The organism is Paraclostridium benzoelyticum (genome assembly GCF_001006285.1).
GTDB classification, from domain to species: domain Bacteria; phylum Bacillota; class Clostridia; order Peptostreptococcales; family Peptostreptococcaceae; genus Paraclostridium; species Paraclostridium benzoelyticum.
On record NZ_LBBT01000215.1, the window covers coordinates 1 to 24,746 of the forward strand.

A 24,746-nucleotide genomic window follows, 5' to 3' on the forward strand; every position below is an offset into this window, starting at 1 on the left:
TTAACATAATTATGTTCGTTCTTTCAATATAGATATTATATACGTACGGTTAGATTGTCAACTATTTCCATAAAAAAATATTTAGATTGCTAACTTTCATTTTCTAGATTTAATCTAAAAATGGCTTATACACTTAGGTACAAGCCATTAAAGTCAATTGTTAAATTTTTTAAAATCCCCTATTAAAATTTCCACTTTATTGAGTTCCTTAATTATTATTGTTCAAATTATATATATTATTTTAAAATTAAAAAGTAGAAGAATCATTATCATTTGATGACTAACCTTCTACTCTAATACTTAATTTTTTTATATTAAATTAAACTCTTTTAAAACTGTTTCTTTTTCTTCTCCAAACATTTCTCTCGTCCTTATAAGCGGATATCCTACTTGAAGTATAAGATCAAAGTTATTATCAATATTTTTTTTATGAGTAATTAACGCATAGCTATGACTTTCAATAACTTCTTTCACTAGTTTAACAGCACCCCAATGACTATTTTCTAATCGATGTTGAAATCCACATATAAAATCATCTACTGTATATACAAGTGCATAAACTGAAGGAGATGTGTGGAACATATCAGCTAATCTATTTTCATTTGAATCGTATAAATATCCGTTTTGACTTAATATACATTGTAGTTCTTCATAATATTTAACCTTGCTTAATTCTTCTATATAGTTACTAGAAAACATATTATCACTATCTATTCTAATATGATAAATATATTTATATCCATCTATTAATTTTTCTATATAACTATCTCCATCACCTGTAAAAATTATGTTATCAGGAAGTTTAGGATATTTAGATAATGCATCAAATATCAAATTTTCACTTTCTTTTGCATATCTCACAACACATTTAAAATCTTGATTAGTTTGATTCATCAAACTTTTCCCCGTATATTTCATAAATATATCTATTCTATAATCAATCCATTCTTTTGTTTTTGATTGTTTTTTTACATCAATAAATCTATCATCAAATTCTGGCCAAAATGGATTTGTATCTGTATTGAATGGTATATCTACAATCATGGCAGTTTCATTGTTCATACTTATTCACTCCTTAAAAAACATATTTCCCATAATATGAAATTTACTAATATAGTATGAACTATAGATTATTTATGTTAATAGATTTTAATGTGTTGACACCTTGTTTATGCTATATTTTTTATTTATTCCCATGAATAGCAGTTGCATTTAACCATAATTTTTCAAACAAAATTTATGGTATCTCAATTATGTTATTAAGCTTATTAACAATACTATTTTGAATTTGTAGTGAGTTAATAGTCTAAAAAAACTCACTAATATTACCAAGTATTTTTTTATAAACCATTAAATTTACAGTTTAAAATTTAATGTTAGTTCAGTAGAAATTTTATTCTAGAATCATTTTTTACAAAGTCAAGCGTATTATCTTTTTTAATTAACTCTACCACTAAACTTCTATACCAATCCTCGCTCTTTTCATTATCCTCATTAGTATTTCTATGTTTATATAATTTTGACTTCAAAGAATCATCCATACTCCCTGCTTCATTTACCATATTTACAATACTTTCTATAATTCTTTCTTTATCCTGTTTTTCTTTTGCTAAAAGTAACTCTAATGGATATTTATGATATGTTCCTAAATCAAATGCTTCAACATGTTTTTTAACACTCTCTAAGTATTCTTCTGCCTCACTGAATTTATTTTCTTCACATAGCATCGATATTATAAAAATTAAAACATTCAATGTGTCATGGGCATTTTTTAATAACATACCCTCACAAACAGCATAAGCATCATCAATTTTCCCACTACTTTTAAATAATGATGCCTGTTGAAACGTCTTATCTACTTCTATGTCTGGAATCTTATCTAATATTTCCTGAGCTTTTCCATACTCTTTTTTCTCTTTATATATTACTGATAAAAGTAATTTAGCCATAGAAGCTATTTTTTCTTTGCTACTTGCTGCTACTAGTTGCAGCCAGTCAATAATATTCTTTTCATATTTATCTTTTCCCTCAATTTTAGATACCAATAACTCTATTCTTAATGCTAGAGATACCCAATATATTAATTCATCACAACTTGGATATTGTTTAATTAAATTACATCCTTTTTCAAATGCTTTTTCATATCCATATTTTTCTGATATTTGAACTACTTCTTCTACAAAATTTTCTACTTCTACATCTGTTAAATCCTCATTAAATGATAATAAAGTATTAATATCAATTTTTAAAACACGTGCAAGAGGCGCTAACAGTGTTATATCTGGATATGACGTTTCTTTTTCCCATTTATTTACTGCTGGTGCACTTATATTTAAATAATTAGCGACTTGTTCTTGTGTAAGATTTTCCTTTTTTCTATAATGCCTAATAACCTCACTTATTTTCATAACGTTAAACCCTCCTTTTACTTATAATCTTATTTAAGTTCTAACTTTATTAACTAAATGATATCAAAGCTATATGCTTTAAACAATTGAAGGGTTCTCATGTTTTGTTGATAAAAGTTAACGGTTAGTTAATTTTTATCAATAAAACATGAGAACCCCCTAATATAGGTAAGTCTTTATTTATCTCAACCTGATTAAAGTAATCATACCTCTAATTGTTATTTTAATATTATAAATTTAATTTCTACTGAATTAAATAATTTAAACTTATATGTGCCTGCTCTTTAATTTATTAATTAAGTCGGATTCTAAAATATCTAAAAATTTAAATATAGTTATTTTTTCTTCTTTACTAAGTTCAGAAAATATCCTTGAATCTTTTCTGATACTTTCTTCATGTATTAATTTATGTTTATTAAAAATATCATTACCTGTATTTGTTAATTTAAAATACTTTTCTTTTTTATTTTCATCTAATTTATAATCTTGAATATACCCTTGATTTATTAATCTTTTAGTTATTTTTGTTGCTCCACCTCTTGTTATATTCAAAAAATTTGCTACATCTGTAAGTTTAGGGTTTATACTACCTCCTATAAAATCAATTGTGTGAACCTCATTTATATTCAATCCATTATATATGTCTTGAAAATTTGCTTTATTAAATAATTCAAATAATTCTACAATTTCTATTGTCTTAATTAATAGTTTCTCATTGTTCATATTACTCCTCCATAAAATCAATTAAAACTCTTGCCGCTAACCCTGTTGAAAAAGGATTATTTATCCATATAGTATAAATATTTATTTCTTTTTCATAAGAATTAATTTGTGATAAATCCAGATTTTCTACTACATAAACATTATTATTTTCACATTTTATATCAGCTTCAAAGTGTTCTTTTCCTCTTCTTATTCCTGCACAATCTATTCCTATAAAATTAACTTCTCTATCTATTAAATAATCTATTAGTTCTAAACTTAGTTGATTATGATTTTTTATATAGATATCACTTCCATAAGGATATTTTTCTCCTATATTTGTTTTAAAAATAATAAAATCTCCATTATTAATTATTTTATCTTGTATGCATTCAATACCTATTTCTTTATCTAGATTATAATTACTACAATCTATTATTACACCTCTTGATTTAATATAATTTTGTGGTATTTCACTTTTATTATACACATCTATATGAGTTCCTATATGACCTGCTGAAATCAATTTGTTTTCTTGATTTTTTAACCAGTTCCATACCTCGTTATCTCTTTCTAATTTAAGACTTAAATCTATCATAGTATCACTCCTTTGTTTCCTAGTTAACAATATTTTATAGTTTTTTTGTTTCCATGTCAACATTTTTATTTTTACATTACACCTAACTCATTTCTTAATGCTTTTAATATTACTTATTTAATGTAATATTAAAAGAGATTTGGAATATAATATATTATTCTTTATAATTTGCAGAATCAATAATTCAAAGAGGTGGTTTTTATGGTGATTAGTCCAAACATTCCTACACTTAAGTATACTATCAAAAATGGAATTAAATTTTTCGAATTAATAGCTGAACCTGTAAATCAAGAAATACTTCCAGGTGTATTTATTAAAGGCTGGGGATACAACGGAAGTATACCAGGCCCAACTATTCAGGTTTATCCAGGTGATTGTATTAACATAAGAGTAATTAACCACCTTCCAGAAGCTACAAGCATTCATTGGCATGGCCTTGATGTTCCTAATATAATGGATGGTGTCCCAGATGTGGAACCTTCACCTAGAATTGAACCTGGATATTACTTTGATTACCAATTTAAAATAAGTAATCCACCTGGAACCCATATGTATCATTCTCACGTTAATGTAGTGAAACAGGACATGCTAGGATTACTAGGTGGCTTTGTAATTCTTAATCCACATGAAAGAAATATTGATAAAGACTATCTAATGCTACTGCAGGAATGGAGTCTTGTTGGATTAGAAAAAGGAGAAAAAGTAGAACCCGGTCAATATAATCTCAATCCTTTTGCTATGGACTTTAATATGTTTACTATAAATGGTAAGAGTTTTCCAGCTACCGAACCTATGCCTGTACGATATGGCAATATTGTGCGCCTAAGATTCGGAGGTATACAAATAAACCATCATCCTATGCATCTTCATGGGCATCAATTTTGGTTAGAAAGTTCCGATGGTAATCCAATTATACCTAGTAATAGACTACTGAAAAATACAGTATTAGTAGCTGCTGGCGAGACATGGGATGTAGTGTTTAAAGCATGTAATCCTGGAATTTGGCCTATCCATTGCCATATATCTCATCATATTTCTAATAACTTTACTGATGGAGCCGGTGGCATGTTTAATACTTTAGTGTATGAATAGAATAAACATCAAATAAATTTATTTTAGTATATTTAAGATAAAATATATCAATTATTATCTTATAAAAAAATTAAAAGAAGGAGAATCCATATGTTAAAGGTATCTCCTTCTTTTTTATTAAATAATACTATATAAAATATTCTTTTAGAAAAATATTTTACATACGATCAATTTTTTAATTTTACATATAAATTTTTTCACCATTTATATAGTTCCAATTACCATTATGACTTTGCTTCTTTGCACCTAACTCAAAGTGTAACATAGATATTCCTAAATCAATATCTTCATATCCATACTTATCTGATACTTTATACGCTTTTACTTCATTATCTAAAAAAGAATAGCCTACTGGCTGCTTATTTAATGCAGAAGGCGCTTTTATTACAAACTCAATGCCTTCCTTTATCCAACTTGGTAATAACTCAGTATCTTTTTCTAGTAATACTTGATCAAATGATTTTTTACTTTTATTCATTTTAGAAATTAATTTTTCTCTTATGCTCTTATCTTCTAAAACTTCCCCTAATGCTATTACACAAATTAGTTCTTCATCTTGATTTATATCTATATATTTTTTACATTCATTTTTATCGTAAGTTCCACCTATCCAACAAGTTCCTAAATTCATGCAAGTTGATTCTAGTACTAACATTTCTCCATAATATCCAACTTTAGTTTTATAATCATCGATATTTTTATTTCCTACTAAAGCTATACATGAATTTAATCCTTTTATTAATCCATATGATGCTGAAAATCCTTTAAATAACTTTGAACAATCTTCTATAAATTGAAAATTCAATCCAGTTCCTTCATTTATCTTATAAATTAATTCTTTTAATTTATTTATATCTTTTATTTCTAATTGCTTATTTATATATGCTCTTCTTGAGGTTCTATAGTTTACAGCATCTATCCAATTTTTATTAAATTCCATTTTTAACCACCTCTGTATAAGTACTATAATAATACTTATTTACATTTATCTATTTAATATATTTTTCTATACAATCTAATTTTTTTACTAATCCATCAAACTCATGAAGATATTTTATATAGTCCTCTTCTTTTAAATTAAGATTTTCTGCTATTCTTCTTGGAATATCTTTTGCCTTGCCTTCAATTTCTAATCCTTTTTTAGTAACAACTATATAAATTTTTCTATCATCATTTTCATCTTTAACTTTTTCTAAATACCCGTTGCTTTCCAATTTATTTAAAATAGGAGTCAATGTACCAGTCTTCATTTTTAATTTAGAACTTATTTCTTTAAAAGGTAATTTTTTATGTTCCCACAGAACCATCATAGTTAGATACTGTGGATATGTTAAATCTATCTCTTTTAATAAAGGTCCATATATTCTAACTATACTCTTAGATACTGAGTATATTTTAAAACAAAGTTGATTTTCTAATTTTAAATTTTCGTGCATGGTACATCCTCCTAAAAAACTATACTATTTTTTATTTATTATAACTTCTTTTCCAGTATGTATCAAATAATTTCATATTACTGATTCATAATGTTTTTATAAATTTCCAATGTATTTTTTTCAACTTTTGTTATTAAATTTATATAGAAACAAGTAAGCTAGATGAAGTATTTATTAATCCATCTAGCTTTATTATATTTATAATATATATTATTTTACCCAATCGACTACTTGATCCATTGATTGTCTTAATTTTTCTTCTGGATTATTAACTCTATATCCAAATGCAGCACACAATACAATATTGAACTTGTCTGTGTCTAATAATCCTCTATCAACTAGTATTTTTTCTACTTTATTGTGATCTATACCACCAATAGCACAAGAGTCTATTCCTTGCATAGCTGCTACACTCATCATATTAGCTAATGCAATATGAACTTGTTCTGAAGAATAATTTTCTAAATCTTTATCATCTCTAAATCTAATTTCCTCTATAGATTTCATTATACCTTTATACTTATTAGCAATATCTTCTGGTAAATGTTTAACGTCTTTTAATAAATAATCTATATAGTTTGAATCAAATCTTAATTCTTTGGCAGTTCTACCTAAATATACTACTAAGTGGCTACATGTTGGCATTTGTGTTTTTCCACCCCAACAAACTTCTCCTAATTCATTTTTTAATTCTTGATTTTCTATAACTAAGAATTTCCAAGGTTCGATTCCCATAGAACTTGGAGAAAGTCTTCCTGCTTCAAGTATTACTTCAAATTCACCTTGGGTTATTTTCTTATTAGAATCAAATTCTTTGCATGCGTGTCTAAAATTTAAAACATCTAATATCTCTTTTTTATTCATTTTAATGCCTCCTGTTTTTACCTTATATAGTTTTATATCCTCTATATGATTCTTGATTATATTTATATATACCTTTCTAAAGTTCCATAACTTTATTTTCTTTTAATGATATTAAAGCTTCAGGTGTATGAGTTGATAAATATACAGTCTTATTTTCTTTTACAAATTCTCTAACATTATTTAAAGTTTGTTTTGCTAACTCTTTATCTTCAAACACTACTGATAATGCATTTTGTCTAAGTGCTTCATCTGTATAAGTTACATCACCATGGAACATATAATGTAATCCTTCAAACTCTGCTACTACTATAGAATTCCCTTTTGTATGTCCATACGCAGGTAGCATGAATATGTTGTCAGTAATTTTTTGACTTTCTTTAAAGTTTTTGTACTCTCCATCTTCAAAGTTAACTCTTACTATATTGTTACCCTTTAAGTCCATTGATTGAGCTTCTATTTCTGATATATATATTTTAGAATCATCAAATAATCTAAGTTCTCCTGTGTGGTCTTGATGTTTATGTGTAACTATAACTTTATCTATATCTTTTGGTTCATATCCTGCTTTTTTTAATGCATCTACAAAATTATTAACTTTTTCACCAGTGTATATCATTTGTTCAGGTTTTGGTTCTACATCTTTTGTCTCAACTGGTACTCCTGTATCCACTAATATAACTTCTTTTCCAGTATCTATTAAGTAATTTTGTAAACTTGATTCGTAATTTTTATTTGGATCTATTTTTTCTTTTTCAACTGATCCTCCAAATGCAAGTGCTTCTTTCATAAATCCATTTTTATAAAATTCTAATGCTATTATTTTCATTTTTAAATTTCTCCATTCTTTTTATCGTATACGATTAATCTTATACGATTATTATATTCGCATTTTTTTAATATGTCAATTATAATTTTTCACAAAAAATAAAACCGCATCACTTACTTGTGATACGGCTTATATTAATATTTAAATTCTATAAGTTTATTTTTTAATTGATTTTCAATATTTATTAATTCCGCTTCAGCTTCTCTACGTTTTTGACGTCCTTCTGTTTGTATATTAAGTATTTCATCAAGAGTTGAAATTAACGACTCATTTGTAGCTCTAAGCGTTTCAATATCAACAATTCCTCTTTCAGATTCTTTTGCAGTCTCTATAGTTGAAGTTTTTAAAATTTCTGCGTTTTTGCGTAAAAGTTCATTTGTCATATCTGTTACTTCTCTTTGGACTCTTGCAGCATTAGCAGCATGAGCAACCCCAAGCGCTAAAACCATTTGATTTTTCCAAAGTGGAATCGTATTTATAATTGTAGATTGTATTTTTTCAGACATTAATGAATCATTATTTTGAATTAAACGAATTTGAGGAGCCATTTGTAAAGAAATCATTTTAGTTAATTCTAAATCATGAATTTTCTTTTCAAATCTATTACAAAGAGCAACAAAATCATTTAGTTCCTGAGCATCCTGAGGATTACCACTAGTTCTTGCTTTTTCCTGTAATTTAGGAAGTTCTTCTTTTTCTAGTTTTTGAAGCTTCTTTTTACCCGCTAATATATACATATAAAGCTCTTTAAAATATGCTTTATTTATTTCATACATCTTGTCTAACATCGCAATATCTTTTAAAAGCTGTATTTGATGTGCTTCAAGAATATTGCACATTTTTCCTATATTATTGTCTACATTTTCATATTTTATTTTCATGTAGGAAATCTTATCTTTCCCTTTTTTAAAGAAACCTAAAATTCCTTTTTTCTCTTCAGATTCTTCAAATGTCTTTAATTCATGAACTACACTAGATAGTATTTCCCCTATTTCACCTAAATCTTTCGTTTTTACATTATTTAATGCTGACTGTGAAAAATCAGAAATTTTCTTTTGAGCACCAGCTCCATATTGTAAAATAGAATTTGAGTTATTTATCTGTATTTTATCTACAAATTGATCAACCATTTTTTGTTCTTCTTCTGTAAGTTGCATTTCATCAACTATTTTCTCTTCTATTTTTTCTTCTTTTACTTTTAAATCAATAATTTCATCTTGAAATGGTTCAAAAGTTAATTCTGGCTTTATATCAATATGTTCTTCTTTAAATTCATCACTCATTCTTAATTCCTCCCTTTTATTTAAAACTTACTTTTTAAAATCATCTTCTACCAATCCCTCTTGTTTAAATAATGTTTTAAGAACAGAAATATCTGTAGAAACATCTAAAACAACATCTTCAAATAAATCATCTAGTAAGTTTTCAAAAGCGCTATTAATAAGATCAATACTTTTTTCAATTTCATTTTTAGCATTCTCTATATTCTCACCTTGGACTACTTGATTATTTATATCTTTGTATGAATTAATTAATTTTATAGTAACAGGAAGGTAATGATTTATAAATTTATTAACTTCTTGTATATTATTAGGATTCTTTTCAACCTGAATAAGTATTTGAGTTGCAATATTTCCTAACTTATCTAATTTAATAGCTATTTCTTCTTTACAAAGATCATTTCTTATATTTCTTATTTGCTCAATATAACTTCTTCCTATTTTAATTGTAGCTTCTATTTTTTCTTTCTCTGAATCATAGATTTCTTCATTTAATTTTTCATCGTTACTTTCTTTAGCTATTTGCTGATTTTTTAAATTTAAATAGTCGTTATAAACTTCATCATTTAGCATAAAGTAAGTTTTTTCTTCATCTATGTGTCCTTCTAAAAACATACCTTTATCAATCATTTTGCTTAATTCTTTAACAACAAAACTATCTTTCTCTTTTACAAATCTTGCTAAATCACTAATTAAAAAATAACTATTGTTGCCAATAAATCTTACATACTTCTTAAAACGCTTTACTCTTTTTCTTAATGTTATTCCCCTTAATAACAGCCCTAAACTTATTACAGAAAATAAAAGCGCAACTCCAAACATAATATTGCTGCCTGTAATTACAACACCACTAAATAGTATCTTAAATATTAAAAAGGTTGCCACTGATGAACCATAAACTAAGCTTCCACTTACTCCTAAAAATATGTAAATTATTCCCGATATACTTCCAGCTGGTTTTTTACTAATATATGTTGATATATCATTTTTAGGTCTTTTATTTAAATTCATGTACTTTTCACTATATCCATTGAATTTTGATTTAAATTGATTTAATGTATCCTCAGTTTTATCTGTAATATCCTTTTTAACATTAGCAAAATCTATTGCTTTAAGTGTATTGCTAACTGTAGACATAATTTGATCTTCTAAATCAGAAAAATCTTTTTTACTCATTATCTTGCCTCCAGGTTATTTTAATTGTAATTAACATAAATATATATATACTATTATGTTAATATTTTAAGTTTATTATATCTTATAATTTAGCTAATTGTAACCGCTAAGTTAAAAGGAATATAATCCCTATATTTTATAAATACATTATTTACTTATGATACAATAGCTTTACTTATAAAAATAGGCTTAGATTAGTTATATCAACCCCTAAGACTAAAAATTCCACTTATTTTTGATATATTTTTTCTTTAAATTTCCAATAAATATCATTTTGTATTACTTTAAATTATATTCTAAAGTGGCTTTACATAAATATTCTTAGATAATTCTCTAAGCTTTTTTATATCTAATATATATATTTTTTTATCACCACATTTTATAATTGATTTTGACTCCATCTCTTTTAGAGTTCTGTTTAAATGTCTATATGTTGTACCTAAAAATTGGGCGATGTCTAAATATGATGAGTTCAAAATTATATAGTTTTTGCCTGTAAAATGTTCAACTAAATAGCTCGCTACTCTATTGATAAGTGGATACACAAAATTATATGAACTATTATTAATCGTTCCATAAAGTTTTTCACTCAGAGAGTCTACTAAATGGTGTAAAAGTTTTACATTATCAAAATACTTTTCTCTAATTATAGTAGCAGGTATTGCTATCAAAAAAGTATCTTCTACTGCATCAATATTACAAAGTATAGGTATACCTTTTAAAAGTTCTAAATCTCCTATTGTATTAAAATCTTTATAAAACTTTAAAGTCATTGACTTTCCATTCTCAAAAGGATAATAAATTTTAATTTTTCCATCAACAAGTAAATAGTAATACTCAAGATTTTCCCCTGACTCAAATATATACTCTTCTTCTTCATAAAGATGTAGCTGTGCATACTTTAATATTTCATCATCAAATATATTTTCTATATTGTGCTTTTTAATGTAATTATTTAAAAGCTTATTATCAAAAACTCTTTTCATAACTCCTCCTAACATGACCAATGTCATGTTGTGACTTTTATAAATATATTATTTTATTTATATAAACTTGTAAAGTGGGGGGATACATTTGAACATATATAAGAACTTAGCTGTTTTTACAGGTATGGGGATATTTGGACAACTTGTACTATCTATACTTCAATATTTTTTCTATAGGAAAGGTAGTAGGACATGTAATATTTTTAATAGGTATTATACTTAATGCAAAATCTGATGAAAATTATAAACAAAAACAACTTAAATTACTTGATGATTAAATTATTTATATAAAATTTGGAGGATATATTATGAAATATGAAGTTATATTATTTGATGCAGATGAAACATTATATGATTTTAAAAAATCTGAAAGAGAAGCATTTAAAAACACAATGCTTAAGTTTGACATAAAATATGATGAAAATTATCATTTAAAAATTTATCAAGAAATAAATACAGTCCTATGGAAAGAATTTGAACAAGGACTTATTACACAAGAAAAATTAAAGGTAGAAAGATTTAAAAGATTATCAGATAGATTAGAAGTAAGTTTTGATGAAACTGACTTTGCAAAATTATATATGGAGTATTTAGCCGATGCATCATTTTTATATGATAATAGTATCGAGCTTATAGAAACTCTAAACAAGTCTTACAGACTTGCTATAGTAACTAATGGTCTTACCTTAGTTCAAGATAAAAGAATCAGAAAATCTATTATAGCAAAATTTTTTGAGACTATAGTAATCTCTGAAGAAATATTAATATCAAAACCAAATCCTGAGATTTTTGAGCATACTTTAAAAAATATAAATTTTTTTGATAAAAACAAAGTTTTAATAGTAGGGGATAGTTTAAGTTCTGATATACAAGGTGGAATAAATTTTGGTATAGATACCTGTTGGTATAACCCTAACAAACTTATAAATGAAACTTCAATAAAACCTACTTACGAGATTTCTAATTTTGATGAGCTTAAGTCTTTGCTACTTAATTCATAAAAAAATAGTAAAAAGGTATAGAATTAAAGTTAATTCTATACCTTTTTACTATTTGATAAATCGTATCCCTTACTTGTGATAAACTTCTCCGTACCTTACTCTATGGAGCACGATTTTTATTCTATTTTTTCATTTGAGCTTTTATTATAATCGATGTGGGTCTATGAAACTCATCTATCATATCCTTTCTTTTACTTAAGGCATATTCATCAGGAACAGGCTCTATAATTTCCTTTATATTAAAGTTTTCATTTACCAATATATTTATGATTTCTGATATAGGTCTATGATATTTCTCTACCTTGGTTCCAAGCCATATTACTTCACGTTTTCCACTATACATATAATCTGATAAATGAGCATGCAACTTATTTCCATTTTTATCTTTAGTCCAAATACAACCTTTCTTAGGTGATGTTGTATTTGGATGTTCTTGTGAAAATAATAAAATCCCATCTGGCTTAATTAACTTTCTTATATTTGATATAAGTAGTTTATAGTTTTCTACATAATGTATAGCTAAAGAACTATAAATCATATCAAATTTTTCATTTATGCTATTAATTATATTCATATCCATTTTAATATACTGAATATTTTCATGACTATTTTTACTTATAGCAATATCTACCATATTAGAGGATATGTCTATACCTATAACTTTTCTTGCTCCTTTATTAATAAAATCTATACAATTATCACCATTTCCACATCCTAAATCTAGAACTATCTTGCCTTTTAGATCTGGCAATAACTTACTTATAGCCGGTTTCTCTATAAGGTTATTATAATTATATTCATTTTCTCTTATTTTTGAATATTCTTCGAAAAACACATCATTATCATATATATTTCTTCCCATATATTCTTACCCCTTTTTTAGATAACGTTTTATATTATTGATTTTAATCTATATTTATTTATGATATACTAGGTAAGTAAATCTTTTATTCCGTAGATGGATGGCTACGGAGGTTTTAGACGTTTTACCCTCCCTGGGTTGTTAGTGATTTTCACTAAACTCAAAGGAGGTGGTATCGAATATGCTTGAATTCTTATTAATAACAATACTTTTATTTATTATTGTTAGTTTTACTAGCAAAAGTAACATATTTTTTAATTACATACGAATTAAAGTTAAAGTAATCGGACTTGATATAGAAATTAAGAGCAAAGAAAAAAGCACTCCATCCGGCAAAGATCAGTGCTAATTCCTTAATGCTAATTTTTATTAACTTATTCCGATAGCCCTAAAACAAAATAAATGTTCTAAGGATGCTTAGTGTTGACGCACTAAGCATTTTTTATTTATATAATTATTATAACAGATTTTCATCTAAAATAAACACTCATTTTTATATTTAAAACCGTGCTCCGTTACTTATGGTACGGTTCACCGTAATACACTCTACAGAGCACGATTTTTATAAAATTTCAAATTGCAACTCATACAACTTTTTCTTATATAGAATGTTATAATCCTTATATTCTAATTCTATAAAATACATCTTATTTATCTCCATATCTTTCTTTTTTGCATATTTAATAATTTTATCATATGCTAATTTAAAATCATCAATATTCTTATATACATATTTGATTCCCAGATATTTTCCTTTTGGCATTATTTTATATTCTAATCTTTCATCTTTAATAATGTCATTGTATGGTAGTAATATCTTGCTATATTCAAATGAATCAATCTCCTGGTTATAATTTTGATGTAGTAAAATAAATACTTCATTAAAACCATTTGTTTTATTGTACAAATCTCCTACTGAATCATAAAAATACTTTATATTATTATCATTTAATTCTTTCAATACGAAAAATTTTCTTTCTTCTATGCTTATTTCTTCAACACTATTTAATATAATATTTGCATTACTTATTGCCAGTATATTGTCAATTCTATTTTTAACCTTTAGAAGTTTATTTATCTCTTCATCTATATGCTTTCTTTTGTTTTGTAATAATCCTAAAGCATTACTTTCATTGTCTATATACTCTTTTATATGTTTAATTTTTACTCCTAAGTTCTTTAGGAAAATAACAATATCTAATCTCTCCACGTCTTTCCAATCATATAAATTATATCCATTTATATCTTCTTCCGAAGATATAATTTTTTTATCTTCATAGTATCTAATTGTAGCTTTAGTTACGTTGAATAGTTTTGCAATTTCACTTTTTATAAGTTTTTTTCTCATATACTTACTTCTTTCGTAAAACTACTAATAAAGAATCATTTTTATCACATTCATTATAAGTTTCCAAGCATAATATATTATAGTCTTTTTCTACTATTTCCTTTATATCACTTTCTAAATAATAAGTAAATCTAACCTCCCCATCAAACATAATTTCATCTCTATATTCACCTCTCCATAATGTCATGAATATTATTCCATCCTGATTAAGGTTTTTATTTTGATTTTTAATAGATTCTATAAATTCACTTTTCTTTAAATGATGCAAAACCTTATTAGAGTATATACAATCAAACTTCCTATCTGTATTCATTTCTTTCGCATCTATATAAATAGCTTCTATTCCTGTATTTTTTTTATTAAATTTTTCAATAAATATGCTTGAATTATCAGACCCTACTACTTTATATTTTCGGGATAATATTTGTAAATCCGTGCCTGGTCCCATTCCAAGTTCTAGTAGACTACATTCTTTTTCTAGATAATCATCTATTTTGTTTATTAACCAAGTTCCATCGTAGTCTTTTACCATTTCTATATATTTATCTACATTTTCTTTATTCTTAAAAAAATCCATATTTCCCTCCTATATTTATTTTATTCTTTAATTCTATACTATGATGCTACATCACAGTCAATTTTATATTATCTAAATTTATTATTTACTAACTACAGATTGCTATATACTTTTTAACTAGCTATTTCCAATTTAAAAATCTTATATTTTATTTAGTACATTATTTTTCATATAAAAATAGCCTTAGCCAATATATTTCAATGACTAAAGCTATCGTGCTCCGTTACTTGTGATACGGTTCATTATTATTTATTCTATATGCTCTATAAACTTGTTCTAATAATATTAACTTCATCATTTGATGAGGAAATGTCATCTTAGAGAAAGACAACTTATAATCTGCTCTTTTTAAAACTTCATCTGCTAGTCCTAATGATCCACCGATGATAAAAGTAATGTGACTATTACCTCTAACAGCTAATTTACTCATAGTATCTGCTAATTCTTCAGATGATAAATTCTTTCCATCTATAGCTAAAGCTATAACATAACTATTACTTTTTACCTTTGATAAAATCTTTTGACCTTCTTTATTTTTTACAATTTCCATGTCCTTTTCACTTAAACTTTCTGGACACTTTTCATCATCTAGCTCTATCATATCAAGCTTACAATACTTAGATAATCTCTTTTTAAATTCATCTATTCCTAGCTTTAAATACTTCTCTTTAAGCTTTCCAACGCTTATTATAGTTATATTCATAAATGTCTCCTGTTTCTATAGTCTATATATATCTGATGCATCTTCTCTTAAAAGAACATCTAACTTAAGATCTTGTCCAACTATCATGTTGTTTTGTAATAAAATTCCCTTAGTCGTTTCATACGCTAATTCTGGAAAATTATTTTCTTTGCTTAAATGTGCAAGTAGTATAGATTCTGTCCCTTGATTAATTAGTTCCACGCAAAACTTAGCTGCTTCTTCATTTGATAAATGTCCTATTTCAGACATAACCCTCTTTTTTAAAGCATATGGATAAGAACCCATCATAAGCATGTTTGGATCATAATTAGATTCCAATACTACTAATTTAGATTTATATAAATGTTTCTTTAAATTTTCTGTTATACACCCTATATCTGTTGCAATAGATATTTTTTCTTGTTTATCATTATAAAAATTATATCCCACAGAATCTGCAGAGTCATGAGATGTCGAAAATGGTCTTATTATTAAATCATCTAATGAATAAGTTTTATCATTTTCAAAAACTTTCATATTTTTATCTTTTATATCCCCTATTTTATCCTTCATTGCACACCATGTTTTCACATTAGCAAATATAGGTATATCAAATTTCCTTGATAATATTCCAGCTCCTTTTATATGGTCTGAATGTTCGTGTGTTATAAATATTCCCTTTAATTCATTTGCATCTATATCTAAATCTTTTAAATTAGTTGTTATTCTCTTTCCGCTAAGGCCTGCATCAACTAGAACCTTAGTGTTCTTACATCCAATATAATGACAATTTCCACTACTTCCACTTCCTATAGAACTGTATTCTATCATGTGGCACCTCTTTCTTTTACAATCATAAATTATATTATACCAAAAAAATAGAGCCTTAAAATATTTTTTAAGGCTCTACCTAAAATTTACTTACATTTCTTTATTATGTTATCTATATCTACTCCATTTTTTCTCCATAACTCCATAAATTGGGATCCATTTGCATTTTTAAACTTATATGTTTCATAGTATTCTTTTAATACTTTAAAAAATACTTTATCTCCTACTTCTTCTCTTATGTTATGGAATACTACTGCACCTTTAGTGTATACGTTTAAACTATAATCCATTGAATTTTTATATTTGCTTGAAGGCTTAAACATATCTTGACTAGAATACGATTTTGATTGTTTTTCCATAGTGCTCATTAATCTTGTAGCTGTTTCTTTACCATATTTTTTTTCAAAGTAAAGTACTGTAGAATATTCAGTTAAAGCTTCATCTAACCAAGGCTCATTAACTTCATCATTTCCAACTACACTATACCACCATTGATGTGCAGTTTCATGAGCTATTACATATTCTAATAAAAATTTATTTTTAGAATTATATAAGCTTTTATCTATCATAGATAAAGTTGGATACTCCATACCCCCTATGTAAAAGTCACTTGCTATAACAGAATATGTATCATATGGGTATTTACCAAACATATCACTGAATATTTCTATAGAATCTTTTGCTATTGTTGTAGATAAATCAGAGAATTTTTTATCTAAATTATAAGTTAATATTTCTGTATCTTTTGTATAATCTTTTTTAACATTAAATTTATCACTTAAAACAAAAGCAAAATCTCTTACTTTATTTGCTTCTATATTGTACATAGATTTTTTATCACTTGATTTTGATTCTGTTACCTTTCCAGTAGTCCCAAATTTATATTTAGATGGAGCTAAAAGAGTAACTTTATAATTACTTACATCACTATAGAATGGATCACCTATACTTTCATAGCTTTTTGTGTTCCATCCTCTATCATCATATACACAAGCTATAGGGAACCAATTTGTAACGTTTATAGTATCATTTCCATATCCAAATCTACCAACTGAGTTAGGTATCTTTACATTAAACTTCATATCTATAGATACAGATTCATTTTGCTTTAAAGGTTTGTCCAAGCGTACTTCTAATATATCTTCTTTATTACCATCAATATTAAATTTAACTTTTTCTCCACCAATTAATATATTTTTAATATCTATGTACCCTTCATTAAATCCATTTGGATATGCTTGTTTCATTTGAGGTTTTTCAAATGGAGCAAACTCTTCTTTTGAAAATGCATTTGGGTATATGTGAAAATAAATACTCTTTAACTCATTTTTAGTATCATTAACGTATTGTACATTTTGATTGCACATCAAACGCTTACTTTCATCATCTAATATTACATCCATCTTATAAGAACTCATATTCTCTGTTTTTATATTTGAAACAGGCTTATCAGCTTCTTTATTAAAATAAAATAGCCCTCCTAGAAAAATAATACCTATGATCATAAAAGATATAATTTTTCTATTTTTCCTTCTAAAATCAATAATCAATTTTAAATCCCCCTTTGTAGTTAAATGAATATTTTTTTTAATTCTCTACATCATAATTTGTAATAGATTTTATGTTATAATCAATCTGAGGTGATAAAATGTTCTTTAAAGAAGTCAATGAAATAGATTTAGGACAAACTACTATTGATAACATATTTATAGATATATTTATGCCAATGGCTAATGGATTATACGTACAAGTTTATCTTTTAGGCTATAGATATGCATGTGATGAGACTTCTAACCCTAAGTTTAATAATAATTCTATTGCAAAAAATTTAAATGTACCATTATCTGATGTATTGGCAGCTTGGGATTTTTGGGAAGACAAGAATTTAATAAAAAAACATAAAAATGATGGGCTAGATGATTTTAGTTTTTCAATAGAGTTTTTAGATTTGAAAAAAATATATATTGATAATATACTAAACGCAAATAATTCAGTTAAATCTGATGTTAATACTATCGTTAGCATAAATGACAATCCTGAAATTAGAAAAATGTTTAATTCTATAAATCAAATTATAGGTAGACATCTTCAATCTAATGAGAAGATTACAATTATGGATATGATAGATAAATATAATATGAGCACAGAAATGATAGTATGCGCTTATGAACACGTTAAAGAACAGACTGGAGTTGCTAAACCTGTTAGTTATGTAGAAGGTATAATTAGAAACTGGTATGATGCTAGTCTTTATACTGTTGAAGATGTTAAAAATAGCTTTGCTCAAAGAAGTAAGCGATTTATGATGTATAAAACAGTATTTAATGAACTCGGATTTTCTAGACAAGCTACAAAAGCTGAAAAGGAAATTATGGATGTATGGTTTGATAAATATAAATTTGATATAGAACTTATTTTAGAAGCATGTTCTAAGTCTAAAAATATTTCTAATCCTTCTATAGCTTATATTAACGGAATTGTTAAGAGTTGGAATGATAAAAATATTAAAACGTTAGAAGACTTAAAAGCGTCAGAAGAAGAATTTAAGAAACAATCAGAAACTAAAAAAGTTAATTCAAAATCTTCTAATACTGCTCCTAAACAAGTTAAAACTAGATTCCATAATATAAATCAGACTTTTACCAAATATAGTCCAGATGAATTAGAAAAAATACTTCAAGAAAGCCAAAAAGGCAAATTTAGATAAATAATTTTAGGTAGGTGATTAATATATGAAAGAATCAACATTGAGAGATATTCTTACTTCTTATGAGCGAAAAAGAGATCAATCTGAACGTGATTTACAAGAAAGAAAAAAGAAAGTGTACTCTAGAATACCTGAAATTAAACAAATAGATGAGGAAATAGGTAAGATAGGATTAAAACTCGCTAAATTAATTCTTTTAAATCCTAAAGATAAAGAGTCTATATTAAATGAAACTAAAGCTCAAATGAACGAATTAAAGAAAAAGAAAGAAAGACTCTTATCAGATAATCGTGTACCTAATGGGTATTTAGAAGTTAAGCATGATTGTTCTATGTGTAAAGATACAGGATTTTTAGGAAATGGACACAAGTGTAATTGCCTTAAGCAAAGAATAATAAACGAGGCCTATCATATGTCTAATTTATCTAGAGTTCTTCATCATCAAAACTTTTCTACTTTTGATGAATCTATATTCTCTACTCAAAGAGAAGATTCTTCTGGAGTATCTCCTCAAGAAAATATATTAGAGATATTATCTATATGTGAAGGTTTTGTTATGAATTTTGATAAAGATAACGATGAAAATATGCTTTTCTATGGAGACACAGGTTTAGGGAAAAGTTTTATGTGTAACTGTGTTGCAAAAGAACTTTTAGATAAGGGTTACTTAGTTATATATCAGACTGCTTTTAAAATGTTTGAAATAATAGAAGAATATAAGTTTAAAAATTCAGATGATCATATAACAAAAGATAATTATAATAATTTATTTGATTGTGATCTTTTAATAATTGATGATTTAGGAACAGAGCTTACTAACTCTTTTACTAATAGTGAATTATTTAATATTTTAAATACTCGTCTATTATCAGGAAAGAAAACTATAATTTCAACTAACTTATCACCTATGCAATTAGGAGATATATACGCACAAAGAATATTCTCTAGAATATTTGATAGATTTAGAATGGTTAAGTTTATAGGTAATGATTTAAGATGGGAACAAAAAATGACTAAGTAGAAAATCTCCGTATTTTCTAACTTAGTCATTTTTTTAATTACTAGACAATCTTCTTATCCATATATAATTTTCCATCTTTAATTTCAATACAAATATCTGCCATATTAGCAATTTCATTATTATGAGTTATCATAACTAATGTTTGTCCAAAATCTTTCACACAACTTCCTAATAAATCCATAACTTCTTCTGTTGTTTTACTATCTAAATTTCCTGTTGGCTCATCTGCAAATATTATTTTAGGTTTATTAGCTAAAGCTCTCGCAATAGCTACCCTCTGTTGTTGACCTCCACTTAACTCATTAGGAAATTTATTAATTTTATCTTTAAGACCTAACTTATCAATTATACTGTCTATGTATTTTTTATCTACTTTTTTATCGTCTATAGATATTGGAAGTATTATATTCTCATATACATTTATAACTGGGATTAAGTTAAAACTTTGAAATATAAATCCAAATTCTTCACTTCTTAATTTAGATAATTTATTTTCATTTAAAGTTGAAATGTCTTTCCCTTTTAACATTACTTTACCTGATGATACAGTGTCTAGTCCTGCAATACAATTTAAAAGTGTACTTTTACCGCTTCCACTCGGACCTATTATAGCTGTAAATTTGCCTTTTTCTATAGATAAAGTTATATCTTTTAATGCTTGTACTTTATTGTCACCTTTGCCATATATCTTATTTAAATTTGTTATCTCTAATATATTTGTCACAAAATCCCCACCTTTATTCATTTGTACTTAACCCCTCTACTATACTCATTTTTTCTATCTTCTTTTTACATAAAAATACTGCTATTAAACACATAATTATAGATACTATTAAAAATTCTACACTTTCAAATATAGGTAATGTAAAGTTCATAGCTTTTTCACTGCCCGATAGTTCTTTACTTATTTCATTTGAAAGTTTTGTAAATTTATAAATACTCTGAGTAGCAATTATACTTGCCAATATAGATGCAAAAACTGCATACATTATATTTTCTTTTACTATCATATTTTTAAGTTTTTTAGGGGTCATTCCTATAGCTCTTAATGTTGAAAGTTCATTCATTCTAGTCATTATGTTAGCTTTTATTATGCATAATACATTTATAGATGATATTAGTAGTATTAAAGCTACAATTACTAGTGTTTCTTTTGTGTTTCTTTCACTTTGTTTTATATAGAAATTTTTATAATTGTACTTACTTTCAAATTTTGAAAATGGATTATTTTTTATAACTTTTTCTATTTCATTTTGAGCTTTTTTATCAGTTCCTTTCTCAATTTGTATATTTAGTTTATTATAATTTTCTCGTCCACTTATATTTTTAAAATCATCTTCATTTAATACAATTTTTAACCCAGTTGATAATCCACCTTCTCTTAAAACGTAGTCTCCATTTAAAATTCCAGCAACCTCTATCTTTTCATTTTTATACTCTACTTTATTGTTTTTTGTAACAGGAATCTCTATATTTATTAAATCGCCTACTTTCATATCATTTAATAACTTTGTATTGGGGGATGCATTAGAATAAAAATAATTCGTTACTAAAGCTTTTGGATATTTACCTTTACTTTTATCATTTATATTTTTACCTTTTTCAATATATTGGTTTATATTTTTTAAACTCTCATTGTTATTTCCTTCAACTTCTACATATTCTTCTAAATCTTTATTTTCATCAACTATCCCATTTACACTTTTATACTCTTTGGTTAAATCTTTAGAGTTAGTTATAAATATTCCAGTTAACTCAATAACTGGCTTTAAACTTTTTACCTCTTTTATATTTGATATTTTTTCTATTTCATCTTTACTAAATTTTGTAAAATTAGAATCTGCATTATTAGGATTATGAGATAATTTTATATCACTATTTCCCATCATCATAAGAGGCATAGTAGTATTATCTAAGCTTTTATCTTCATTTTTTGACATTGCAATCGTATCTATAAAAAGTACTCCTCCCAAACTTATGGATATAATACAAAGTATTGTTCTTATTTTATTTCTCCAAAAGTTTTTGTAAGCCATTTCTCCTGAAAATCCAAAAACCTTTCTTACTAATTTATAATAAAATCTATTTTTCTGTTTTTTATTAAATTTATCACTGATTCTAATAGCCTCTACAGGCGAAATTTTTCCACTTTTATATATTGGTACTAAACTTGATATAAACACAGCTATGGTAGCCATTAACATAGGCTCATATATACTAGCTTTACTTATGTAAAGATTTACAAACCTCCCATAAATAATGTAAAATCCAGCATATGAAGCTAACGTTCCTATCAAGAATCCAAATATAAGACCTAATGCTAATACAACAATACTTTCTATAGCAATCATAAATCTTACTTTCTTTTTAGATAAACCAATTGCTCTTAATATACCTATTTGTTTTGTCATATCTATAAGTACTATACTAAATATATTACATATAACTAATGTTGCAGCTAACATTGGATATAACTTTCGCTTCATTGTATATGTTGTTCCCTTTGACATTGAGTAATCATCTAAAACTTGTGTTAGTGATGCATTTACCATGAAATTTGAATCATTTAATCCATATTTATTTATAATTTCATAAGCTTTTCCAATATCAGGTCTAGATGAGTTTAAATATAAAGTTCCACCATGAGTTACTAAATTATTTGGTAATATAGATTCATTGCTATTATCTTTAGTAAAAGCCTTTACTCCATAGTACTCATTTTCACTTGCATAACTACTTGAATCTTCATAGTAAGCATCTGGCTTTTTTACTACCCCAACAAGTTTGAACTTTTTATCTTTACTAAATATTTGATTTTCATTATTTTTATCAACATAATACTTTACAATTTTAAAATCAATTTCTTGGTTTAAATCATCACTTAAGCCCATTTCTTTTAATGCTTTTTGCTCTATAACTATTTCATTTGAATTTTTAGGATTGCTTCCTTTCGATAATTGATATCCATATGAATCTATAAATTTATCGCTATATGAATTTAATTGAATTGATGTTCCGTTTTTTCCTACAATTTTACCTAACCCCAAAATATCATTAACTTCAGTTACTTCTTTATCTTTTTTTAACTTATTAACTATATCATCGCTTAAATTACTATATTCAACATGATAGTCACTATAATTTTTATATGCTTCTTTTATTTCTAGTTTACTTTGTGTTTCTGGTATTAAATTTAATGAAAATACTAGTATTACAGCTAACGCTATACTTGTTATTAATGCGATAGTCCTTCCTTTTTGCTCTTTCATATAAGCAATTGCTAACTTAAAACTAATCTTCAAAATATACCCTCCCTTTTGTAATTCATATTTATGCCCCTAAAATCAAAAAAAATAAGGTGTTATCTTTTACGTTTAAAAGATAACACCTTATTTTTTTTGATTCAATATCTATAGTACAACTGGTACTTTTATAGCCCCAACTGTCATGTTTTCATCTATAGGTATATAAATTTGTAATAAAAATTTATTTTTAAAATCCTCTATTTCTAAATCTCCATTATACTTTTTAAGTGAAGATTTAACACTTTTTAAACCTATTCCATGAATAAATTTATCTTTCTTGCTAGTTATAATCTTACTATTTTTTATTTCTAGTTTATTTATTTTTGAATTTTCACAGCGTATAACATAATATGATTTAACAAGTGTTCCCCTTATTTTTATATATTTTTTATCCATAGAAGTTTTATTGCACGCTTCTATTGCGTTATCTAATATATTTGAAAATATGCTACATACATCTGTCATTTCTATAAAATTACATTTAGAAAAATTAACATCACAAGTTAAATCTATATTATTTTCATTACAAATATTTTGTTTTTCATTTAATATAATATCTAATATCATATTTCCAGTGTTGTGTATTTCTTTGAATTCGTTTAATTCCTTACTCATTTCATCTATATATTTATTTACATCTTCTTTATCATAGCTTAAATTTTTTATACAAAATATATGATTATTTATATCATGATAAAGTTTTTTAACTTTATTTTGAGATTCTTGAAGATTTAAATAATACTTGTAATGAATATCTATTTTTTCTTTTAATAACCTCTCTTCACTTTTTTCTTTAATATCTTTAATGATTTTAAAAACTATCATTAAAAGTAATAAACTACTTGTAAAAGACAGCTTAGGGGTTACATTTATATTAAATACATTAAGATGATCATAAGAATAATTCATTCTAAACATATATGTCCATGTAGGTAGACTATTCATAATAGCTACTGTAAAATTACTTATTATACATCCTATTATAATTATTACACTTACTTTTTCTTTATCTGTATCTCTAAATCTTTTAATTAGATTAATATA

General features: G+C 25.7%; 26 protein-coding genes. 6 read left to right on the plus strand and 20 right to left on the minus strand.

Annotated elements, in window-relative coordinates; all coding sequences use genetic code 11:
• Window positions 1–309: 309 nt before the first annotated feature.
• From VN21_RS10350 to VN21_RS10365, 4 genes are all read right to left on the minus strand, one after another.
• Window positions 310–1,062, minus strand: coding sequence for a hypothetical protein (locus tag VN21_RS10350; protein WP_046823201.1), 753 nt, complete (start codon window positions 1,060–1,062; stop codon window positions 310–312).
• 314 nt (window positions 1,063–1,376) lie between these two features.
• A complete protein-coding gene (locus VN21_RS10355; protein ID WP_046823202.1) occupies window positions 1,377–2,408 on the minus strand; it encodes a helix-turn-helix domain-containing protein in 1,032 nt (343 codons plus the stop codon).
• 267 nt (window positions 2,409–2,675) lie between these two features.
• The gene (locus VN21_RS10360) at window positions 2,676–3,131 is read right to left on the minus strand and encodes a MarR family transcriptional regulator (protein ID WP_046823203.1); all 456 of its coding nucleotides are present in this window, start codon (window positions 3,129–3,131) and stop codon (window positions 2,676–2,678) included.
• A gap of 1 nt (window position 3,132) precedes the next feature.
• Entirely contained in the window at window positions 3,133–3,708 is a 576-nt protein-coding gene (locus VN21_RS10365; protein ID WP_046823204.1) for a cyclase family protein, read from the minus strand.
• A gap of 201 nt (window positions 3,709–3,909) precedes the next feature.
• On the opposite strand from VN21_RS10365, the gene VN21_RS10370 reads away from it, so the two are divergent.
• Window positions 3,910–4,800: a multicopper oxidase family protein gene (locus VN21_RS10370; RefSeq protein ID WP_046823205.1), complete on the plus strand. Its 891-nt coding sequence runs from the start codon at window positions 3,910–3,912 to the stop codon at window positions 4,798–4,800.
• A 181-nt stretch (window positions 4,801–4,981) separates the two neighbouring features.
• Here VN21_RS10370 and VN21_RS10375 read toward each other — a convergent pair whose 3' ends face one another.
• The 7 genes from VN21_RS10375 to VN21_RS10405 all read right to left on the minus strand — a co-directional run bounded on the left by VN21_RS10375 (window position 4,982) and on the right by VN21_RS10405 (window position 11,368).
• Window positions 4,982–5,740, minus strand: coding sequence for a nitroreductase family protein (locus VN21_RS10375; RefSeq protein ID WP_046823206.1), 759 nt, complete (start codon window positions 5,738–5,740; stop codon window positions 4,982–4,984).
• A gap of 49 nt (window positions 5,741–5,789) precedes the next feature.
• On the minus strand, window positions 5,790–6,236 hold the full coding sequence (locus VN21_RS10380; protein WP_021428041.1) for a MarR family winged helix-turn-helix transcriptional regulator: 447 nt from the start codon (window positions 6,234–6,236) through the stop codon (window positions 5,790–5,792).
• A 210-nt stretch (window positions 6,237–6,446) separates the two neighbouring features.
• Window positions 6,447–7,100 carry an NAD(P)H-dependent oxidoreductase gene (locus tag VN21_RS10385; protein WP_046823207.1) on the minus strand — a complete coding sequence of 218 codons (654 nt, stop codon included), beginning with the start codon at window positions 7,098–7,100 and terminating at the stop codon, window positions 6,447–6,449.
• Window positions 7,101–7,176: 76 nt separating this feature from the next.
• Window positions 7,177–7,926, minus strand: coding sequence for an MBL fold metallo-hydrolase (locus tag VN21_RS10390; RefSeq protein ID WP_046823208.1), 750 nt, complete (start codon window positions 7,924–7,926; stop codon window positions 7,177–7,179).
• Window positions 7,927–8,060: 134 nt separating this feature from the next.
• On the minus strand, window positions 8,061–9,209 hold the full coding sequence (locus VN21_RS10395) for a toxic anion resistance protein (protein ID WP_046823209.1): 1,149 nt from the start codon (window positions 9,207–9,209) through the stop codon (window positions 8,061–8,063).
• Window positions 9,210–9,236: 27 nt separating this feature from the next.
• Complete coding sequence (locus VN21_RS10400; protein WP_046823210.1) at window positions 9,237–10,382, minus strand: 5-bromo-4-chloroindolyl phosphate hydrolysis family protein; 1,146 nt, start codon at window positions 10,380–10,382, stop codon at window positions 9,237–9,239.
• 296 nt (window positions 10,383–10,678) lie between these two features.
• On the minus strand, window positions 10,679–11,368 hold the full coding sequence (locus VN21_RS10405) for a Crp/Fnr family transcriptional regulator (protein WP_046823211.1): 690 nt from the start codon (window positions 11,366–11,368) through the stop codon (window positions 10,679–10,681).
• A 134-nt stretch (window positions 11,369–11,502) separates the two neighbouring features.
• On the opposite strand from VN21_RS10405, the gene VN21_RS18870 reads away from it, so the two are divergent.
• Both VN21_RS18870 and VN21_RS10410 read left to right on the plus strand, forming a co-directional pair.
• Window positions 11,503–11,646 carry a hypothetical protein gene (locus VN21_RS18870; protein WP_167335608.1) on the plus strand — a complete coding sequence of 48 codons (144 nt, stop codon included), beginning with the start codon at window positions 11,503–11,505 and terminating at the stop codon, window positions 11,644–11,646.
• Window positions 11,647–11,676: 30 nt separating this feature from the next.
• Window positions 11,677–12,369, plus strand: a complete 693-nt coding sequence (locus VN21_RS10410) for a YjjG family noncanonical pyrimidine nucleotidase (RefSeq protein ID WP_046823212.1) — start codon at window positions 11,677–11,679, stop codon at window positions 12,367–12,369.
• A 121-nt stretch (window positions 12,370–12,490) separates the two neighbouring features.
• Here the strand turns inward: VN21_RS10410 and VN21_RS10415 are convergent, their stop codons facing one another.
• Entirely contained in the window at window positions 12,491–13,231 is a 741-nt protein-coding gene (locus VN21_RS10415) for a class I SAM-dependent methyltransferase (RefSeq protein WP_046823213.1), read from the minus strand.
• A 181-nt stretch (window positions 13,232–13,412) separates the two neighbouring features.
• On the opposite strand from VN21_RS10415, the gene VN21_RS18875 reads away from it, so the two are divergent.
• Window positions 13,413–13,580 (plus strand): hypothetical protein, encoded by a 168-nt coding sequence (locus tag VN21_RS18875; RefSeq protein ID WP_046823214.1) that lies wholly within the window; start codon window positions 13,413–13,415, stop codon window positions 13,578–13,580.
• Between the two features lie 213 nt (window positions 13,581–13,793).
• Here the strand turns inward: VN21_RS18875 and VN21_RS17895 are convergent, their stop codons facing one another.
• From VN21_RS17895 to VN21_RS10445, 5 genes are all read right to left on the minus strand, one after another.
• The gene (locus tag VN21_RS17895; RefSeq protein ID WP_052952039.1) at window positions 13,794–14,579 is read right to left on the minus strand and encodes a MerR family transcriptional regulator; all 786 of its coding nucleotides are present in this window, start codon (window positions 14,577–14,579) and stop codon (window positions 13,794–13,796) included.
• A gap of 4 nt (window positions 14,580–14,583) precedes the next feature.
• Window positions 14,584–15,156 (minus strand): class I SAM-dependent methyltransferase, encoded by a 573-nt coding sequence (locus VN21_RS10430; RefSeq protein WP_046823215.1) that lies wholly within the window; start codon window positions 15,154–15,156, stop codon window positions 14,584–14,586.
• A 223-nt stretch (window positions 15,157–15,379) separates the two neighbouring features.
• Window positions 15,380–15,859 (minus strand): 23S rRNA (pseudouridine(1915)-N(3))-methyltransferase RlmH, encoded by a 480-nt coding sequence (gene rlmH, locus VN21_RS10435; RefSeq protein WP_046823216.1) that lies wholly within the window; start codon window positions 15,857–15,859, stop codon window positions 15,380–15,382.
• Window positions 15,860–15,874: 15 nt separating this feature from the next.
• Window positions 15,875–16,669 (minus strand): MBL fold metallo-hydrolase, encoded by a 795-nt coding sequence (locus tag VN21_RS10440; RefSeq protein ID WP_046823217.1) that lies wholly within the window; start codon window positions 16,667–16,669, stop codon window positions 15,875–15,877.
• An 86-nt stretch (window positions 16,670–16,755) separates the two neighbouring features.
• A complete protein-coding gene (locus VN21_RS10445; RefSeq protein WP_052952040.1) occupies window positions 16,756–18,219 on the minus strand; it encodes a M1 family metallopeptidase in 1,464 nt (487 codons plus the stop codon).
• Between the two features lie 98 nt (window positions 18,220–18,317).
• Here VN21_RS10445 and VN21_RS10450 point away from each other — a divergent pair, with 98 nt between their 5' ends.
• Window positions 18,318–19,376, plus strand: coding sequence for a DnaD domain protein (locus VN21_RS10450; RefSeq protein WP_046823218.1), 1,059 nt, complete (start codon window positions 18,318–18,320; stop codon window positions 19,374–19,376).
• Window positions 19,377–19,401: 25 nt separating this feature from the next.
• Window positions 19,402–20,397, plus strand: a complete 996-nt coding sequence (locus tag VN21_RS10455) for an ATP-binding protein (protein WP_021428073.1) — start codon at window positions 19,402–19,404, stop codon at window positions 20,395–20,397.
• A gap of 40 nt (window positions 20,398–20,437) precedes the next feature.
• Here VN21_RS10455 and VN21_RS10460 read toward each other — a convergent pair whose 3' ends face one another.
• The 3 genes from VN21_RS10460 to VN21_RS10470 all read right to left on the minus strand — a co-directional run.
• Window positions 20,438–21,142, minus strand: a complete 705-nt coding sequence (locus VN21_RS10460) for an ABC transporter ATP-binding protein (protein WP_046823219.1) — start codon at window positions 21,140–21,142, stop codon at window positions 20,438–20,440.
• A complete protein-coding gene (locus tag VN21_RS10465; protein ID WP_046823220.1) occupies window positions 21,135–23,699 on the minus strand; it encodes an ABC transporter permease in 2,565 nt (854 codons plus the stop codon). Before VN21_RS10465 ends, VN21_RS10460 begins: the two co-directional genes overlap by 8 nt.
• A gap of 108 nt (window positions 23,700–23,807) precedes the next feature.
• On the minus strand, window positions 23,808–24,746 hold a 939-nt coding region (locus VN21_RS10470), incomplete at its 5' end, for an ATP-binding protein (RefSeq protein WP_152650799.1).

Excerpts from the sequence above, each read along its gene's own strand:
- VN21_RS10350 (WP_046823201.1), bottom strand. The coding sequence starts at position 1,062 with ATGAACAATGAAACTGCCATGATTGTAGATATACCATTCAATACAGAT.
- VN21_RS10355 (WP_046823202.1), bottom strand. The coding sequence starts at position 2,408 with ATGAAAATAAGTGAGGTTATTAGGCATTATAGAAAAAAGGAAAATCTT.
- VN21_RS10360 (WP_046823203.1), bottom strand. The coding sequence starts at position 3,131 with ATGAACAATGAGAAACTATTAATTAAGACAATAGAAATTGTAGAATTA.
- VN21_RS10365 (WP_046823204.1), bottom strand. The coding sequence starts at position 3,708 with ATGATAGATTTAAGTCTTAAATTAGAAAGAGATAACGAGGTATGGAAC.
- VN21_RS10370 (WP_046823205.1), top strand. The coding sequence starts at position 3,910 with ATGGTGATTAGTCCAAACATTCCTACACTTAAGTATACTATCAAAAAT.
- VN21_RS10375 (WP_046823206.1), bottom strand. The coding sequence starts at position 5,740 with ATGGAATTTAATAAAAATTGGATAGATGCTGTAAACTATAGAACCTCA.
- VN21_RS10380 (WP_021428041.1), bottom strand. The coding sequence starts at position 6,236 with ATGCACGAAAATTTAAAATTAGAAAATCAACTTTGTTTTAAAATATAC.
- VN21_RS10385 (WP_046823207.1), bottom strand. The coding sequence starts at position 7,100 with ATGAATAAAAAAGAGATATTAGATGTTTTAAATTTTAGACACGCATGC.
- VN21_RS10390 (WP_046823208.1), bottom strand. The coding sequence starts at position 7,926 with ATGAAAATAATAGCATTAGAATTTTATAAAAATGGATTTATGAAAGAA.
- VN21_RS10395 (WP_046823209.1), bottom strand. The coding sequence starts at position 9,209 with ATGAGTGATGAATTTAAAGAAGAACATATTGATATAAAGCCAGAATTA.
- VN21_RS10400 (WP_046823210.1), bottom strand. The coding sequence starts at position 10,382 with ATGAGTAAAAAAGATTTTTCTGATTTAGAAGATCAAATTATGTCTACA.
- VN21_RS10405 (WP_046823211.1), bottom strand. The coding sequence starts at position 11,368 with ATGAAAAGAGTTTTTGATAATAAGCTTTTAAATAATTACATTAAAAAG.
- VN21_RS10410 (WP_046823212.1), top strand. The coding sequence starts at position 11,677 with ATGAAATATGAAGTTATATTATTTGATGCAGATGAAACATTATATGAT.
- VN21_RS10415 (WP_046823213.1), bottom strand. The coding sequence starts at position 13,231 with ATGGGAAGAAATATATATGATAATGATGTGTTTTTCGAAGAATATTCA.
- VN21_RS18875 (WP_046823214.1), top strand. The coding sequence starts at position 13,413 with ATGCTTGAATTCTTATTAATAACAATACTTTTATTTATTATTGTTAGT.
- VN21_RS17895 (WP_052952039.1), bottom strand. The coding sequence starts at position 14,579 with ATGAGAAAAAAACTTATAAAAAGTGAAATTGCAAAACTATTCAACGTA.
- VN21_RS10430 (WP_046823215.1), bottom strand. The coding sequence starts at position 15,156 with ATGGATTTTTTTAAGAATAAAGAAAATGTAGATAAATATATAGAAATG.
- rlmH (WP_046823216.1), bottom strand. The coding sequence starts at position 15,859 with ATGAATATAACTATAATAAGCGTTGGAAAGCTTAAAGAGAAGTATTTA.
- VN21_RS10440 (WP_046823217.1), bottom strand. The coding sequence starts at position 16,669 with ATGATAGAATACAGTTCTATAGGAAGTGGAAGTAGTGGAAATTGTCAT.
- VN21_RS10450 (WP_046823218.1), top strand. The coding sequence starts at position 18,318 with ATGTTCTTTAAAGAAGTCAATGAAATAGATTTAGGACAAACTACTATT.
- VN21_RS10455 (WP_021428073.1), top strand. The coding sequence starts at position 19,402 with ATGAAAGAATCAACATTGAGAGATATTCTTACTTCTTATGAGCGAAAA.
- VN21_RS10460 (WP_046823219.1), bottom strand. The coding sequence starts at position 21,142 with ATGAATAAAGGTGGGGATTTTGTGACAAATATATTAGAGATAACAAAT.